Genomic DNA, 15306 nt, shown 5'->3' with positions numbered 1-15306 from the left:
TTATTTTCAAAAGGAACCCACTTCAAAGAAGTGGGTTTCATGCTTATGCCTTTTTTGGTGTGCAGCGGCGCAGAGCCAGGAACAGCAGCACCAGCGCGGCTGTCATAAGGATATGGGAAATACCCGCGATGCCGGAAATGGCAGCGTTTGCCCCTGTGGAAAGGGGTGTCTGCAATACCTGCAGGATGCCGCGGACAAAGAACATGACAACCATAAAAGGCAGGGCAACGGCATAGACCTTGCGGAACTGCTGGAAACGCGCCTGTTCCGCCAAATCTGTATGAAGAGCAATGGCTGCCAGAATCAGAAACAGCAGTGTACCCATGACCAGAAAATGCAGATGGGTGAATGCCAGTGTGGTTTTGCCTGTAAAAGCGTTAAACTTTGTAAATTCACGGTAAAATACGCCGCATGCCAGCCCAGCAATGGCATAGCGGAAAGAAGTAGAAATCAGTTTTTGAAAATCCATATGGAAAACCTCCTTTGTGTTGTCAGTCAGTGTCAGGAAAAATTGCCGCAGGAACAGTATCCCGGCTAGCAGCAGGGATGCCCCCAAACTAGTATAGAAAAAAGCAATGAAGTCCATGGGCACCAGTGAAAATTTCCGCAGGGAAATGCCCATGGTCATCATAAACGCCATGATGAGGAAGGATTTCCTGTCAAAAAAGTGCCAGAACCAGACTTTTGGCGCGTCATAGGCAAGGATGCGGGCAGTGTGTTTTTGTACCAGTTTGCCGAATACCATTTTCTGAAAAATCACGAAAACGGCAGCAGACAGAAGCAGATACAAGGGTTTCACCAATCCAACATAAGCCAGCAGCCCAAGCCGCAGGATGTTGAAACCAGCCGCACCCCAGACAAGCCCAGCCAGCAGCAATAAGTATTTTTTAGGTATCATGGACGCACCTTCTGATTTCCATAAAGCAGTTTGGAAAGAATGGTAATGAGGGTATCGCAGTCTTTTGCGCCACTGCTCCACAGTGCCAGCAGGTGGGTGAATGTAAAGGATACCAGCGCTTTTTGTGTCAGACTGCCGTCAAAGGCATCGGGGCGAATACGCGGGTCGGTTTCCAGCGCGTTCAGCAGATTTTTTTCAATATGAGAGAAAGTGTTTTCCCGCAGCTTCAGGGCGTTTTCTTTTTCTCCCTCATCGAAAATCACCCGATGGGCGGCAAAAAAGTCTGAATACGCGGAAATACCTTTCTGTATCTGAGAAAACAAATGGGAAACAGCATCACAAAAGCCCATATTCCCAGTATTTGCTTCGGTGTCATTATGGAACATATCAAACCAGATGCTGGCAACCACTGCTGTCAGCAGGGCGTTTTTGTTGGGAAAATAATTATAAACGGAACCAACGGCAACACCTGCGGCAGAAGCCAGTGAACGCATCTGCAAAGCGGAAAGCCCCTCTGTTTTTGCCAGTTCTTTGGCGGCAAGGAGCAGTTTTTCTTTGGAAGTTACATTTGGGTGCATGAAATCCCTCCTTTTCTTTTCAAGTTGAACAATGTTCATTTTACATGATTTTTGGATTTTGTCAAGGCTTCGGGGGAATTTTGGGAACGGCTGTTCTCTTTTTATGGAGAATGTGCTATACTTTTTATATTGTGCGGCAAAGGAGGGAAGGACATGGATGAAATCCGTATCACAGGCGAAGTAGAAAGCATCATTTATCAAAATGCCGACAACGGCTATACGGTTTTTGCGCTGGAAACAGAGGATGACGAGGTGACCTGCGTGGGCATTGTGCCCCAGATTCACGCTGGGGAAAGTCTGGAGATTACCGGGCATTGGTCCATCCATCCCCTCTATGGCAGACAGATTCAAGTGACTAGCTATGAAAAATCCATGCCTACCACCTGCGCCGGAATTGAAAAATATTTATCTTCTGGACTCATCAAAGGCATTGGTCCGAAGATTGCAAAGAAAATTGTAGACCGTTTTGGAGAAGCCTCTTTTTATGTCATTGAGGAAAAGCCGGAACAGCTGGCGGAAATCAAAGGGCTGACTTATGAAAAAGCCCAGCGGATTTCCGATGTTTTCCGGGAACAGCATGAACTGCGGAAAGCTATGCTGTTTTTGCAGGAATTTGACGTTTCCCCTACTTATGCCATGCGGATTTATAAGAAATATAAATCCCGTACTTTTGAAGTGGTGAAGCATAACCCTTATCGGCTGGCAGACGACATCTGGGGCATTGGCTTCCGTATGGCGGATAAAATGGCAGCATCGGCAGGCATTTCCCCTGACGACCCCAATCGGGTGAAGGCGGCAGTGAAATATATCCTCACCAATGCGGCATCCAACGGGGATTGCTATCTGCCTAAAGAAAGCCTTATGGAGCAGGCAAAAGAATTGTTGCAGCTCCATCCCGACCATGTGGAAAACGCTATCCGGGAATTGCAGGTGGACAGCCAAATTTGGCAGGAAACCATGAACGGTGTGGACAGCGTATACCTGAATACTTATTTTTATGCGGAAATGGCAGTGGCAAAACGGCTGCTGGAACTTTCCCAGGAGTATATGTGCACCAATATGGAAGGTGTTGCCAATGAGATTGCCCGCATGGAAAAGAAAACAGGTGTCATTTTGGCGGAAGAACAGCGTGCGGCAGTGCTGGAAGCCATGAGCTGCGGTGTTCTCATTATCACCGGCGGCCCCGGTACCGGGAAAACCACCACCATCAATACCATTCTGCGATTGTTAAAAGACGAGGGCTGTGAGGTAGTGCTGGCGGCGCCCACAGGACGAGCGGCAAAGCGCATGAGCGAAGCCACAGGTGTAGAAGCCCAGACCATTCACCGTATGCTGGAAAGCACCTTTTTGGGAGAAGATGTCCGCAGACAGACCTTTGATCGAAACGAGGAAAATCCCATTGAAGCGGATGTCATCATCATTGACGAAACCTCCATGGTGGATATTATGCTCATGCATGCCCTGCTGCGGGCGGTGGCACCGGGAACCCGTCTGATTTTCGTAGGGGACGTGGACCAGCTTCCTTCCGTTGGCCCCGGCAATGTACTGAAAGACATGATTCGCAGTGAACGGCTGAAAGTAGTCAGACTGGAGCATATTTTCCGTCAGGCACAGGAAAGCGCCATCATTATGAATGCTCACCGCATCAACAGAGGGGACGACCCTGTCCTCAATGAAAATGGCACAGATTTCTTTTTTGTGAAAAGAGCTTTCGGGGAAGATGTGGTGCGTACCATCCGGGATTTGGTACTGACTCGTTTGCCCAAGTTTACAGGCTGCGACGGTCTTAGAGATATGCAGGTGCTGACGCCCATGCGCAAAGGCGTTTTGGGTGTGCAGAATCTCAACACTGTTTTGCAGGCGGCTTTGAATCCGCCTTCTAAGGAACGGGCGGAAAAAGAATTCCGCCAGATTGTCTTCCGAGAAGGGGACAAGGTCATGCAGATCAAAAATAACTATAATATTGCTTGGCGCATGTATAACGCCATGGGAAAACGCTGTGATGAAGGCGTAGGCATATTTAACGGCGATGCGGGTATGATAAGAGAGATCGATGATGCAAACGAAACCATGCAGGTGGTTTTCGATGATGGAAAAGTGGTGGATTACGATTATTCCCAGCTGGAAGAACTGGAACTGGCTTATGCCATCACCATCCATAAATCTCAGGGCAGTGAGTATCCTGTTGTCATCATTCCTGTTCACAGCGGTCCGCCTATGCTCATGACAAGGAACCTGCTTTATACAGCGGTGACCCGTGCCAAAACTCTGGTGGTGCTGGTGGGCATACAGGAAACCATTTCCGCCATGGTAAACAACGACAGAGAAGTGGGACGGTATACAGGTCTTGCCCAGCGGATACGGAATCTTTATGACTTTATGGCGGAGGCGGGAGAATGAGAAGTGTGAAAGAAACCCTGAAGGAATTTCTCTTTCCGCCAAGATGCGCTGTATGCGGCAGTCTTTTGCCTTTGGAGAAAGAAGAACGGCTGTTGTGCCCCGATTGTCTGGCGAACCCGCCTTTTCTCACAGGAGAAAAATGCCGTATCTGCGGCAGACCTGTGGACAATGACGTTCTTTGCCATCGGTGCCGCCATAAGGATTTTCTTTTTACAGCGGGCACAGCGGCATTTTCCTATGAAACCATGCAGGAGGAGATTGCCGCTTTTAAGTTTCATGGGTATCGCCATGAAGGGGAGCGGCTCAGTCATTTGATGGCGGAATATCTTTTGCAGGAGCATCCTGGCTGGGCAACATGGGCAGATGTGCTGACGGAAGTACCGCTCCATGTCAATAAACTGCGGTTTCGCGGATTCAATCAGGCAGAAATTCTTTGCGAAGGACTGGCGAAAGAAACGGGAATGCATCATGTGCCCGGTGTATTGGAAAGACTTGTGGATACTTTGCCCCAAAACAGTCTGAAGGCGGCACAGCGAAAAGAAAACCTGAAGAACGTATTTGGCGTGGCAAAGAAAGATGTCATTGCAGGAAAACATGTTTTGCTGCTGGATGATATCTTCACCACAGGCACCACACTACAGGAGTGTACACGTACCCTTTTGCGGGCAGGAGCGGCGGAGGTTCGTATATACTGCTTATCGGTAGTCTGCAAAGAGGAGGATTTTGAACAGAATTCCATAGAAAAAACCTAAGAAATGACAAAAGTTTTCATGCAAGTGGGAGATTTTCGAAAAAAATCAAGGTTTCCTTTGTAAATCGTGAAAAAAAATAGTATAATTTTGTACCGTAAATGAAACAGTTAACGGATGTGACAATAGATTTGGGAGATTAAAAAATGGTACGGATTGGATTTGATAACGACAAATATTTGCAGATGCAGTCAACACGCATCAAAGAAAGAATCGGACAGTTTGGCGGCAAACTTTATCTGGAGTTCGGCGGCAAGCTTTTCGACGACTATCACGCTTCCCGGGTACTGCCGGGCTTTAAGCCGGATAGTAAGATCAACATGCTGGTGCAGGTGAAAGAGGACGTAGAAATCGTTCTGGTCATCAATGCCGGTGATATTGAAAAGAACAAAGTCCGCGGCGACTTGGGCATTACCTACGACATGGACGTACTGCGCCTCATCGACGCTTTCCGCGGCTACGGTCTGTATGTGGGCAGCGTGGTACTGACACAGTTTAACGGTCAGGAAAGCGCAGTGGCTTATCAGCGGAAACTGGAAAATCTGGGTCTGAAGGTGTATCGTCATTACACCATTCCCGGCTACCCCAGCAATGTGCCCCTCATCGTTAGTGAAGACGGCTTCGGCAAAAACGAATATATCGAAACAGAACATTCTCTGGTGGTTGTAACAGCACCCGGTCCCGGCAGCGGCAAAATGGCAGTTTGTCTGTCCCAGCTGTACCATGAAAATAAACGTGGCATCAAGGCTGGCTATGCGAAATTCGAAACATTCCCCATCTGGAATGTACCTTTGCAGCACCCTGTCAACCTGGCTTATGAAGCGGCTACCGTTGACCTGAACGACATGAATATGATCGACCCCTTCCATCTGGAAGCTTACGGCGAAACCACTGTCAACTATAACCGTGATGTAGAGGTATTCCCTGTACTGAACGCTATGTTTGAAAAGATTTACGGGGAATCTCCCTATAAATCCCCCACAGACATGGGCGTAAACATGGTAGGCAACTGCATCATCGATGATGAAGCAGTCAAAGAAGCCTCCAGAAATGAAATCATCCGCCGATATTACAAAGCCCTGTGTGAACAGAGAAAAGGCAACGGCGGCGAAGAATCCATCTATAAACTGGAACTGCTGATGAAACAGGCAGGCACTGGCGTGGACAACCGTCCCGTAGCGGCAGCAGCCATGAAAAGAGCCGAAGAAACCGGCGCACCTGCGGCAGCCATCGAACTGCCTGACGGCACCATCGTTACCGGCAAGACAAGCTCTCTCTTGGGCGCGTCTTCTGCCATGCTGCTGAACGCACTGAAGAAACTGGCAAATCTGGATCACGATGTGAAGCTGATTTCTCCCACCATCATCGAACCCATCCAGCATTTGAAAGTGTCCCATCTGGGCAACCATAACCCCAGACTGCACACAGACGAAATTCTGATCGCCCTGTGCATCTGTGCTGCAACAGATGAAAAAGCGGAACTGGCGATGCAGCAGCTGGAAAAACTGAAATGCTGCGAAGTCCATTCTTCCGTTATCCTTTCCGCGGTAGATGAAAATGTGTTCCAGAAACTGGGTGTGAACCTGACCTGTGAACCCATTTATCAGACCAAAAAGCTGTTCCACGGTTAATCTGTCACAGTCTATTTCAAAAAATAAAAAAGAGCCGAAAATTTCTGTTGATGCAGAGATTTTCGGCTTTTCTGTTATATAAAAGATGCCGGATATTCCGAAAGGAACATCCGGCATTTGTATGCTTATTTTTCAATCAATTTTTTCGCAAGTTCATAGTCAGATTTTTTGACATATACTTTGTGTTCCAGACAGCGATTGCTCATGTCGCTGTTGACACTGACCTGAGCGCCCAGAGGGGAAGTGGATGAGCTGATGAGGCTTTGTCCACCCAACGGAGATTCAATGCGCTTGGTGTCCAGATCATACTCAATGTTGTTTTGTTTCAAAATATCTCTTACACGTGCCTGTTCTGCCATGTCGTAAGTGATACAGACTTCTTTTCTGTTGAATACGTTAATCATACAAACCCCTCCTGTTCCAGCAGAGAAATTGCCTGCTGCAATTGTTTTTTATGCACATAAAAAGTATAAGCCATGGGCTGTGTCATCATGGTTTCGGGATCAGGCACAGGAAAAAAACCGCTGGTCTGATGGGGATCTTTCACTGACACCATGTGTTCCACGCCCCCTTGGGTCAGCAGATTCCGCAGCTTGGTCTGTTCTTCCAGTGAAGAAACTGTGATCAGTTCCACGCTGTTGAAAGATGTGAACATGTCATCGCCTCCTGTTTGCCGTCCTTACGCTTTTTTCCATCATAGCATATTTCTTCCAAAATGAAAAGAATAAATGTCTGACTACCAGTACAGCCGCAGCAGCCCCATAGCAAGGAAAATGCCGCCGGACAAAAGGGTATAGCGGTTTTCCGCCATGGGTGCCGCTTCCATAAGCCGTTTTCCTGCGCCTGCGCCCACGGAAAGGAAAAATGTCTGTAAAAGAGCAGCGAAAAAAGGCAGCCAATATACGGAAAAACCTGCCGCAGCAGCACTAAGCCCAACGCCGCAGGCATCGGCAGAAAGCACCAGACCTAACAGCAAAGCTTCTCCGGCTTCCAGCACTGCAGAACCGTCCGTGTCACATTGGGAAGGACTGCGCAGAAATTTCAGGGGAGAGGGGCTGTCTGTCTGTTTGCGGCAGCCTTGAAGCAAGAGAAATAGACCAAAGCCCACCAGAAATAACGCTGCCCCTCGTTCTGCCCAGTGGGGCGGCAGACAGGCAGCCAGAAAGGTACCTGCTTTGAGAAAAAGAAATAACAGCCCAGCCGTTTCCAACCCCAAAACGATGCGGGAGAAAATAGGCAGGGAAATTCGCCTCAGTCCACATGCCATACCTGCGCCTAGTGCGTCCAGACTGAGAGAAAGTGCCAGCAGAAAGGAAAGAATCATGGGAAACACCTCCTGTGGCTATGATATGCCGCAGTCATGTTTTTGGTCATAGGCGCATAGAATGGAAAAGCAGGACAACCAAAGACAACGAGAGAAACGGGTGAGGATATGAATTGGTGGCAAATGGAAACGAAAGAAGCGGCACGTCGTCTGGAAACAGACGAGAAACAGGGATTGACTTCCCAAATGGCGGCGGAGCGGCTGGCGCAAAAAGGCAGGAATGAACTGGCGGAAACGGACGGCAAAAAAAGTCTGTTCTGGCGGTTCCTGGCACAGTTTGATGACTTTATGATATTGCTGCTGTTGGGAGCGGCAGTGGTGTCTGTGGTCATTTCTAGGTTGAGCGGAGAAAATGATGTGCTGGATGCGGTGATGATTCTGGGAATTGTGGTGCTCAACGCCGCATTGGGGCTTTTTCAGGAAAGCAAAGCGGAAAAGGCGCTGGAAGCCCTGAAGAAAATGGCAGCACCCCATGCCCGTGTCATTCGGGACGGCATTGTGCGGGAAATTTCGGCGGCGGAAGTGGTGCCGGGGGATTTGCTGCTGCTGGAAACAGGGGACGCTGTTTGTGCTGATGGACGTGTGGTGGAAAGCCGCAGTCTGAAAACAGAAGAAAGCGCCCTGACAGGGGAAGCACTGCCTGTAGAAAAAACATCAGTAGGCGGCTTGCCTGAAGAAACGGCAACAGGTGACCGGAAAAATATGGTGCTCGCTGGAGGTTATGTGGTTTATGGCAAAGGAAAAGTGCTGGTGACAGCAACGGGCATGGATACGGAAATGGGGCGCATTGCCGCTATGCTTTCCCATACATCTGACAGTATGACGCCTTTGCAGAAGAAACTGGAACAGACAGGAAAACAGCTGGGCATTGGGGCTCTGGCAATCTGTGCGCTTATCTTTTGCATGGGGATTTTGCAGGAGAAACCGCCTTTTTCCATGTTTATGACGGCAGTGAGCTTGGCGGTGGCAGCCATTCCTGAAGGGCTGCCTGCCATTGTGACCATCGTATTGGCTATGGGCACATCCCGTATGTCGGAAAAACATACCATTGTCCGGCGGCTGTCGGCAGTGGAAACATTGGGCGGCGCGCAGGTCATTTGCTCTGACAAAACGGGTACATTGACCCAAAATCGTATGCAGGTCACTACATGGACAGATTACAGCCATAGAGAACCGAAGAATGAGGACTTGCGGGAAACGGTGGCAAATCTTTTTGCCCTCTGCAATGACTGCAATGTGTCTGATGGGAATTTGCAGGGGGAACCGACGGAAAAAGCCCTTGGGGAATACGCACAAAGCATGGGCATTGACTTTGCCGCCCTCCGGCGGGACATGCCAAGGGTGGGAGAAATTCCTTTTTCTTCGGCGAGAAAGCGCATGACTACCCTTCATAAGACAGAGGATGGCTGGATTTCTGTCACAAAAGGCGCGCCGGATATTCTGCTGGAAAAATGTGGCTTCTGCATGGAGGGCAGTGGACAGGTTCCCTTTGACGATAGGCGAAAAAGCATGGCAAGGATGGTCAATGGGGAAATGGCGGCACAGGCATTGCGTGTGGTGGCAGTGGCGTTTCGGCAGTGGTCGGAAAAACCCCCTTTGACAGAAGAAGCTTTGGAGCGGAATCTGGTTTTTGCGGGCATGGCAGGCATGGTAGACCCGCCCAGACCGGAAGTGAAAGAGGCGGTACATCTTTGCAGACAGGCAGGCATCCGTCCTGTCATGATTACAGGTGACCATGTGCTGACGGCAGAAGCCATCGGTCGGGAATTGGGTATCTACCAGAAAGGGGATTGCGCTGTCACAGGGGCGGAACTAGACAAAATGAGCGACAAGGAACTGGAAACGGCGGCGGAAACCTGCACGGTCTTTGCCAGAGTGGCACCGGAGCATAAAGTCCGCATTGTGCAAGCATTTCAGAAACGGGGTAATGTGGTTGCCATGACAGGGGACGGCGTCAACGATGCACCGGCACTAAAAACGGCAGACATCGGCTGTGCCATGGGCAAAAGCGGTACAGAAGTGGCAAAAGGTGCGTCAGACCTGATTTTGACGGACGATAACTTTGCCACCATTGTGGAAGCGGTACGGGAAGGACGTGGCATTTACGACAATATCCGCAAAGCTGTCCATTTCCTCCTTTCCAGCAATATCGGGGAGATTTTGACGATCTTTGTGGCAATGCTCTTGGGCTGGGCAGCACCTCTTTTGCCCATCCAGCTTTTGTGGGTGAATCTGGTGACGGACTCCCTGCCTGCCATTGCCCTTGGCATGGAGCCAGCAGAGGAAAACATCATGGAACGCCCGCCGCGGAAAAATACGGGCAGTTTGTTTGGGGATGGACTTGGCGGCAGAATCCTGCTAGAAGGGGTTATGATTGGCGTTTTGGCGTTGCTGGCTTTCGGCATTGGGCATGTGTATTTCGATCAGGAGAATGGCTATGCCGTAGGGCGTACCATGGCTTTTGCGGTACTTTCTCTTTCTCAGTTGGTACATGCTTTCAATATGCGGGGAGAAGGCTCTCTGGGGAAACTGCCTTTCTGCTCTAACAAGTGGCTTCTTATGGCGTTTGTGGTGGGGGTAGCTTTGCAGTGCGTTGTGATTATGATGCCGCCGCTGGCTGGTGTTTTTCAGGTGGTGCCCCTGAATGGGGAACAATGGCTGTTGACAGCGGCTCTTGCGCTGGCACCTTTGCCTTTGGTGGAACTGGAAAAAGCTGTATGGCATCCAAAACAGAAATAAACTTCAGAAATACCCGGCTTGGCAGAGCTGGGTATTTCTTTGCGTAAAGACGTGTCAATTTTTGCCAAGACACTTTGGCAGAATTTTGCCTTTTTGCCGCCTTTCTTTTGTTGTATAATGAAACTGTATAGAGAGGAGGGGGTTCCCATGAAGCAGGCAGTTATTACGGGAGCCACAGGCGGCATCGGACATGCGCTGGCGGAAGGCTTTGCGGCGGCAGGGTATTTTGTCATTGCTACGGACTTGCCCGAAACAGCGGATTTTACAGGAGAAAACATCGTATACCTGCCCATGGATTTACGGCAGGAAACAGACATAAAACAGTTTTTTGAACATGCGCGGCAGAAGTACGGCGTCATTGATGTGCTGGTGAACTGCGGCGCCATCAGTCATTTGCAGAAATCCCCATGGGAATTGACAGCAGCGGAATTCGACAACGTGATTCATACGAACCTGCGGGGGACTTTTTTGTGCTGTCAAAATTTCCTTCGTGCCAATGAAGGGGCGGATTACGGCAGAATCATCAACATCGCATCTACCAGATGGCACCAGAACGAAGCGGGATGGGAGGCTTACGGCGCATCCAAAGGCGGCGTGGTTTCTCTTACCAACAGCCTCTGTGTATCTTTGTCGGATACGGCGGTGACAGTGAACGCCATCAGCCCCGGCTGGATTGAAACGGGAGATTATGACGCTTTGACGGAAGCAGACCATAAACAGCATCCCTCTGGACGGGTGGGGAAACCTGCCGACATTCTGCGGGCATGTCTGTTTTTGGCGGCAGCAGAAAGTGATTTTATCAACGGCATCAATCTGGTGGTAGACGGCGGCATGACCAAGAGAATGATTTATGTGGAATGAATTTGTCCTTTTTGGGCGGACAAAGGATTTTAAAGGCGCAAAAGCCCGAAACAAAGCAAAAAAAGCTTTGCAGTAGGGGTGTTTCGTGATATAATCTGAATGTTAAGGCGAAATTTAGAAAGTCCTTTGGCGAATGATTTGGAAGGATGAATGTTGTTTATGGATAAATTGATTGTACAGGGACGTAAACGTCTTGTAGGGGAAGTCAACATCAGCGGTGCCAAAAACGCGGCTGTTGCAGTGATTCCCGCAGCTATCATGGCAGAGGGCGTCAGTGTATTGGAAAACCTGCCCCGCATTGAGGATGTGAACAATCTCTGTCACACCATCGAAAAACTGGGTGGCACATGCACCTATTTGGATAATGGGCATACATTGAAAATCGACTGTGATAAGGGAACAGCCCATTGTGCCACTTTTGAAGAAGTACAGAAGATCAGAGCTTCTTATTATTTCCTGGGAGCCATGCTTGCCAGATACAAAAAAGCGGAAGTTGCGCTGCCCGGCGGCTGCAACTTTGGTGTCAGACCCATTGACCTGCATCTGAAAGGCTTCCGTGCACTGGGTGCAACGGTAGAAGAAGGCAACGGCATGGTTCGTGCTTATGCAGACAGACTGGTGGGCACATCTATTTATATGGACCAGGTAAGTGTAGGCGCTACCATCAATATCATGCTGGCTGCTTCCATGGCAGAAGGCGTGACAACCATTGAAAACGCGGCAAAAGAACCCCATGTTGTAGATACTGCAAACTATTTGAACATGATGGGTGCCAATATCAAAGGCGCTGGTACAGATGTGATCCGTATCAAAGGTGTGGAAAAACTCCATGGCGCACAGTATACCATCATTCCTGACCAGATTGAGGCAGGAACATACATGATTGCTGCAGCCATTACCGGCGGCGATGTGCTGGTGAAGAACATCATTCCCAAGCACATGGATTCTCTGACAGCAAAGCTGGATGAAATGAACGTGACCATCGAGGAACATGACGATTCCATCCGCGTTACAGCAAACAGACCTTTGCACTGCGCAAATGTCAAGACCATGAGTTATCCCGGTTTCCCCACAGACCTGCAGCCCCAGATTGCGGCACTGCTGAGCGTTTGTCAGGGACAGAGCGTTATTACAGAAAACGTATGGGACAACCGTTATCAGTACATCGACGAACTGCGGAAGATGGGCGCACAGGTGCAGATCGACGGCAGAGTTGCCCGCATTGACGGCATTCCCCGTTTCCATGGGGCAAATGTGACAGCCACAGACCTGCGTGCAGGGGCAGCCATGATTCTGGCAGCACTGGCAGCAGAAGGCGAAAGCGTCATTGACGGCGTGAAATACATCGACAGAGGTTATGAAGAAGTCGAACATAAATTCAATGCACTGGGCGCAAATATCACCCGTGTGAAAGCATAAGAACTTTTTGACAGCCGTAAGAGGGAGCGGAAGGCGGAACTTTTGCGGCTGTTTTTATGGAATATTTTGGAAAGGAGGGGAATCCCTTGGATTTTTGTACCATTGCCAGCGGCAGCAGCGGCAACAGCATCTTTATGGGCACAGAACATACGAAAATTCTCATTGATGCAGGCGTCAGCGGCAAACGGATACTGGAAGGGCTGGAAAAACTGTCCCTCACCGGTGACCAGATTGATGCTTTGTTCATCACCCATGAGCATATTGACCATGTGAAGGGAGCAGGGGTATTTTCTAGAAAGTTTGACGTTCCCATCTATGCCACCATGGAAACGTGGGACGCCATGGAAGGCAGCCTGGGCAAGATTGCCCCACGCAATAAGCGTTTTGTATACGAAGGGGAGCCTTGCGTCATCAATGATCTGTGTGTGAAACCCTTTGCCATTCCCCATGACGCGGCAGCACCAGTGGGCTACAGCGTTTTTGCGGGAGAAAAGAAAATCACTGTGGCTACAGACATTGGACATGTGACAGATACCATTCGGGAGAATATTACCGACAGCGATATTTTGCTTCTGGAATCCAACCATGATGAGGAAATGGTGAAAAAAGGGCGGTATCCCTGGAATCTGAAACAGCGTATTCTGGGGGAAAGAGGGCATCTGTCCAACCGTACCGCAGGCGCACTTTTGGCGGAAATCATGAGCGGAAAAATGAAACATATATTTCTGGGACATTTGAGCGAAGAAAATAACAGCCCCTACCTTGCTTATGAAACGGTGGCAGAAATTCTGGAGCAAAACCGCATCAAACTGGGCGGCGCATTGAAAATGGATATGGCTGCCAGAAATTCCAACGGGGCAAAAGTCACCATTTGAGGAGGGAGAAGCCATGCGGATTACCATTGTTTGCGTGGGCAAGCTGAAAGAAAAATACTGGCAGGACGCCATCGCGGAATACAGCAAGCGCTTAAGCCGCTATCATAAACTGGAAATCGTGGAACTGCCCGACGAGAAAGCGCCGGAAACCATGAGCCCGGCACAGGAAGAAGAAGTGAAGAAAAAAGAAGGGGAGCGCATCCTGAAAGCCATTAAGGATGACGCCTTTGTGGTAGCCCTTGCCATTGAGGGAAAAGGATTGACTTCTGAAGGTCTGGCAGACTTTATGGCAAAGAAAGCCGTTGGCGGTGTGAGCCATATGGCTTTTGTTATCGGCGGTTCTCTGGGATTGTCTAAAGAGGTCATGAAACGGGCAGACTTTGCCCTGAGTTTTTCTGCCATGACATTCCCCCATCAGATGATGCGGGTGATTTTGCTGGAACAGATTTATCGGGCAGAGCGGATTAACCGGAAAGAACCTTATCATAAATAATTTCGTCAAAGGCTCATTTCATTCAAGCCTTTGACGAGGGGCGAAAAGAATGGAGCAGAGTTTGTGGAAACGCAGACTCTGTTTTTATTTTGGAAAAAATGAGGTTATTGGTCATTTGAATTTATAATCAAAAATATATTATAAAATGTAATATAAAACTTGTGATATACAAAGAAAATGCATATTGATAAAATGGATTTAGAAAATGCTGCATAGGGAGGGAATATCATGAAATCCATTTTACATCAACTCTACGACGGGGAAATTGCCCCATGGGAACAGTTTACCCCCACATTGACAGACTGTCGTGCCAAGCGTCAGGAGCATCTGCGCCATTATGAATCTCTGCGGCGCACCTTGACGGAAGAACAGCGGAAAGAACTGGAGGAAGTCATGGATGAACAATTGGCGTTGTTTCCATTGGAAATGGCAGAAAGTTTCATCAAGGGGTTTCGTCTGGGGGCAGGGATCATGATAGAAGTCCTTTCTCCGCCAGCAAAGGAGAAGTTTCCTCCCCAGATTTCCACAGAGTTATAAACAACACAGTGGATATTATCCACATAAAAAATTGTGTTTTCCACAGCATGAAATGTGGAAATGTGGATAACTTTTTCGTGAGAGTAGAAAAAAGGTGCGTTTTGTCTGATTTTACTGCCGGATTCCTGTGGAAAGACAGCTGTTTTCCGAGATACTGCCTGATTTTGTGGAAAACAATCCACATCAAAAATAGAATATCTGGAATCCTTTTGATTTTAGGATTCCGGTCGCACAGTTTCTCTGCAAGAAAACAGACCCAATCAAACCTTTGTGAAACAAAAAAGCTGAAATCTTTTATATGATGAACTGAACCCAAAAAGTTAGACAATATTTTCAAATTAAAATTGTTTAAGAAGCCAGAAGGGCTTGTTGTCTGTAAATTGCAGGTGGCAAGCCCTTTAACTTTGCTTTGATTCGATGGTTATTATAATAATCTAAATATTCCACCAGTTCCTGCTTGAAATGTTCCATAGATTGAAACTGTTGAAGATAGAGAAGTTCGCTCTTGAGCAATCCAAAGAAATTTTCCATGACAGCATTGTCCAGACAGTTACCCTTTCGGCTCATACTTTGCCGGATTCCTTTTTGTTTGAGCATTTGGCGGTAATATTTGTTTTGGTACTGCCATCCTTGATCGGAATGGAGAATCAAACCTGTTCCATTGGGAAGGTTTTCAAAAGCCTTATCCAGCATACCCGTTACCATACTTAGAACAGGACGCTCTGAAATGGTATAGCTGATCAGATAACTGCTGTGTAAATCCAGAAGGGCGGACAGATACAGTTTTTGCCCGAACAGACTG

At 48.5% G+C, this 15306-nt stretch carries 15 protein-coding genes; 9 read left to right on the top strand and 6 right to left on the bottom strand.

Annotation, left to right across the window (positions count from 1 at the left end):
* Nucleotides 1–43: 43 nt before the first annotated feature.
* Both INF29_RS14985 and INF29_RS00070 read right to left on the bottom strand, forming a co-directional pair.
* Nucleotides 44–898: a DUF2871 domain-containing protein gene (locus INF29_RS14985; protein ID WP_330608222.1), complete on the bottom strand. Its 855-nt coding sequence runs from the start codon at nucleotides 896–898 to the stop codon at nucleotides 44–46.
* Nucleotides 895–1476: a TetR/AcrR family transcriptional regulator gene (locus tag INF29_RS00070; protein WP_193483991.1), complete on the bottom strand. Its 582-nt coding sequence runs from the start codon at nucleotides 1474–1476 to the stop codon at nucleotides 895–897. The genes INF29_RS14985 and INF29_RS00070 overlap by 4 nt, the downstream gene beginning before the upstream one ends.
* A gap of 153 nt (nucleotides 1477–1629) precedes the next feature.
* Between INF29_RS00070 and recD2 the strand changes: the two genes are divergently transcribed.
* From recD2 to INF29_RS00055, 3 genes are all read left to right on the top strand, one after another.
* On the top strand, nucleotides 1630–3876 hold the full coding sequence (gene recD2, locus INF29_RS00065) for an SF1B family DNA helicase RecD2 (protein ID WP_193483990.1): 2247 nt from the start codon (nucleotides 1630–1632) through the stop codon (nucleotides 3874–3876).
* Nucleotides 3873–4628 (top strand): ComF family protein, encoded by a 756-nt coding sequence (locus INF29_RS00060; RefSeq protein WP_193483989.1) that lies wholly within the window; start codon nucleotides 3873–3875, stop codon nucleotides 4626–4628. The genes recD2 and INF29_RS00060 overlap by 4 nt, the downstream gene beginning before the upstream one ends.
* A gap of 143 nt (nucleotides 4629–4771) precedes the next feature.
* Complete coding sequence (locus INF29_RS00055; protein ID WP_072847949.1) at nucleotides 4772–6256, top strand: DUF1846 domain-containing protein; 1485 nt, start codon at nucleotides 4772–4774, stop codon at nucleotides 6254–6256.
* Nucleotides 6257–6381: 125 nt separating this feature from the next.
* Here the strand turns inward: INF29_RS00055 and INF29_RS00050 are convergent, their stop codons facing one another.
* The 3 genes from INF29_RS00050 to INF29_RS00040 all read right to left on the bottom strand — a co-directional run bounded on the left by INF29_RS00050 (nucleotide 6382) and on the right by INF29_RS00040 (nucleotide 7580).
* Nucleotides 6382–6660 carry a hypothetical protein gene (locus tag INF29_RS00050; protein WP_022364254.1) on the bottom strand — a complete coding sequence of 93 codons (279 nt, stop codon included), beginning with the start codon at nucleotides 6658–6660 and terminating at the stop codon, nucleotides 6382–6384.
* Nucleotides 6657–6911, bottom strand: a complete 255-nt coding sequence (locus INF29_RS00045) for a hypothetical protein (RefSeq protein WP_087988556.1) — start codon at nucleotides 6909–6911, stop codon at nucleotides 6657–6659. Before INF29_RS00045 ends, INF29_RS00050 begins: the two co-directional genes overlap by 4 nt.
* A gap of 81 nt (nucleotides 6912–6992) precedes the next feature.
* The gene (locus tag INF29_RS00040; RefSeq protein ID WP_193483988.1) at nucleotides 6993–7580 is read right to left on the bottom strand and encodes an MntP/YtaF family protein; all 588 of its coding nucleotides are present in this window, start codon (nucleotides 7578–7580) and stop codon (nucleotides 6993–6995) included.
* A 108-nt stretch (nucleotides 7581–7688) separates the two neighbouring features.
* Here INF29_RS00040 and INF29_RS00035 point away from each other — a divergent pair, with 108 nt between their 5' ends.
* From INF29_RS00035 to INF29_RS00010, 6 genes are all read left to right on the top strand, one after another.
* Nucleotides 7689–10319, top strand: a complete 2631-nt coding sequence (locus INF29_RS00035; protein WP_207728090.1) for a calcium-translocating P-type ATPase, PMCA-type — start codon at nucleotides 7689–7691, stop codon at nucleotides 10317–10319.
* 147 nt (nucleotides 10320–10466) lie between these two features.
* Nucleotides 10467–11180, top strand: a complete 714-nt coding sequence (locus INF29_RS00030) for an SDR family NAD(P)-dependent oxidoreductase (RefSeq protein ID WP_087988559.1) — start codon at nucleotides 10467–10469, stop codon at nucleotides 11178–11180.
* 159 nt (nucleotides 11181–11339) lie between these two features.
* Complete coding sequence (locus INF29_RS00025) at nucleotides 11340–12599, top strand: UDP-N-acetylglucosamine 1-carboxyvinyltransferase (RefSeq protein ID WP_087988605.1); 1260 nt, start codon at nucleotides 11340–11342, stop codon at nucleotides 12597–12599.
* 86 nt (nucleotides 12600–12685) lie between these two features.
* A complete protein-coding gene (locus INF29_RS00020) occupies nucleotides 12686–13474 on the top strand; it encodes an MBL fold metallo-hydrolase (protein ID WP_072847943.1) in 789 nt (262 codons plus the stop codon).
* A gap of 13 nt (nucleotides 13475–13487) precedes the next feature.
* Entirely contained in the window at nucleotides 13488–13967 is a 480-nt protein-coding gene (gene rlmH / locus INF29_RS00015; RefSeq protein WP_022364248.1) for a 23S rRNA (pseudouridine(1915)-N(3))-methyltransferase RlmH, read from the top strand.
* Nucleotides 13968–14195: 228 nt separating this feature from the next.
* On the top strand, nucleotides 14196–14504 hold the full coding sequence (locus INF29_RS00010) for a DUF6809 family protein (protein WP_193483987.1): 309 nt from the start codon (nucleotides 14196–14198) through the stop codon (nucleotides 14502–14504).
* A 348-nt stretch (nucleotides 14505–14852) separates the two neighbouring features.
* Here INF29_RS00010 and INF29_RS00005 read toward each other — a convergent pair.
* The coding region (locus INF29_RS00005; protein WP_193483986.1) for an IS3 family transposase at nucleotides 14853–15306 on the bottom strand (454 nt) is incomplete at its 5' end.

This window comes from Anaerotignum lactatifermentans (assembly GCF_014982935.1).
Taxonomy (GTDB): Bacteria; Bacillota; Clostridia; order Lachnospirales; family Anaerotignaceae; genus Anaerotignum; species Anaerotignum lactatifermentans.
The sequence above is the reverse complement of the archived record's forward strand: the minus strand, read 5'-3'. Positions and strand labels throughout refer to the sequence as shown.

Coding starts and splice junctions, on each gene's coding strand:
- INF29_RS14985 (WP_330608222.1), bottom strand. CDS start 898: ATGATACCTAAAAAATACTTATTGCTGCTGGCTGGGCTTGTCTGGGGT.
- INF29_RS00070 (WP_193483991.1), bottom strand. CDS start 1,476: ATGCACCCAAATGTAACTTCCAAAGAAAAACTGCTCCTTGCCGCCAAA.
- recD2 (WP_193483990.1), top strand. CDS start 1,630: ATGGATGAAATCCGTATCACAGGCGAAGTAGAAAGCATCATTTATCAA.
- INF29_RS00060 (WP_193483989.1), top strand. CDS start 3,873: ATGAGAAGTGTGAAAGAAACCCTGAAGGAATTTCTCTTTCCGCCAAGA.
- INF29_RS00055 (WP_072847949.1), top strand. CDS start 4,772: ATGGTACGGATTGGATTTGATAACGACAAATATTTGCAGATGCAGTCA.
- INF29_RS00050 (WP_022364254.1), bottom strand. CDS start 6,660: ATGATTAACGTATTCAACAGAAAAGAAGTCTGTATCACTTACGACATG.
- INF29_RS00045 (WP_087988556.1), bottom strand. CDS start 6,911: ATGTTCACATCTTTCAACAGCGTGGAACTGATCACAGTTTCTTCACTG.
- INF29_RS00040 (WP_193483988.1), bottom strand. CDS start 7,580: ATGATTCTTTCCTTTCTGCTGGCACTTTCTCTCAGTCTGGACGCACTA.
- INF29_RS00035 (WP_207728090.1), top strand. CDS start 7,689: ATGAATTGGTGGCAAATGGAAACGAAAGAAGCGGCACGTCGTCTGGAA.
- INF29_RS00030 (WP_087988559.1), top strand. CDS start 10,467: ATGAAGCAGGCAGTTATTACGGGAGCCACAGGCGGCATCGGACATGCG.
- INF29_RS00025 (WP_087988605.1), top strand. CDS start 11,340: ATGGATAAATTGATTGTACAGGGACGTAAACGTCTTGTAGGGGAAGTC.
- rlmH (WP_022364248.1), top strand. CDS start 13,488: ATGCGGATTACCATTGTTTGCGTGGGCAAGCTGAAAGAAAAATACTGG.
- INF29_RS00010 (WP_193483987.1), top strand. CDS start 14,196: ATGAAATCCATTTTACATCAACTCTACGACGGGGAAATTGCCCCATGG.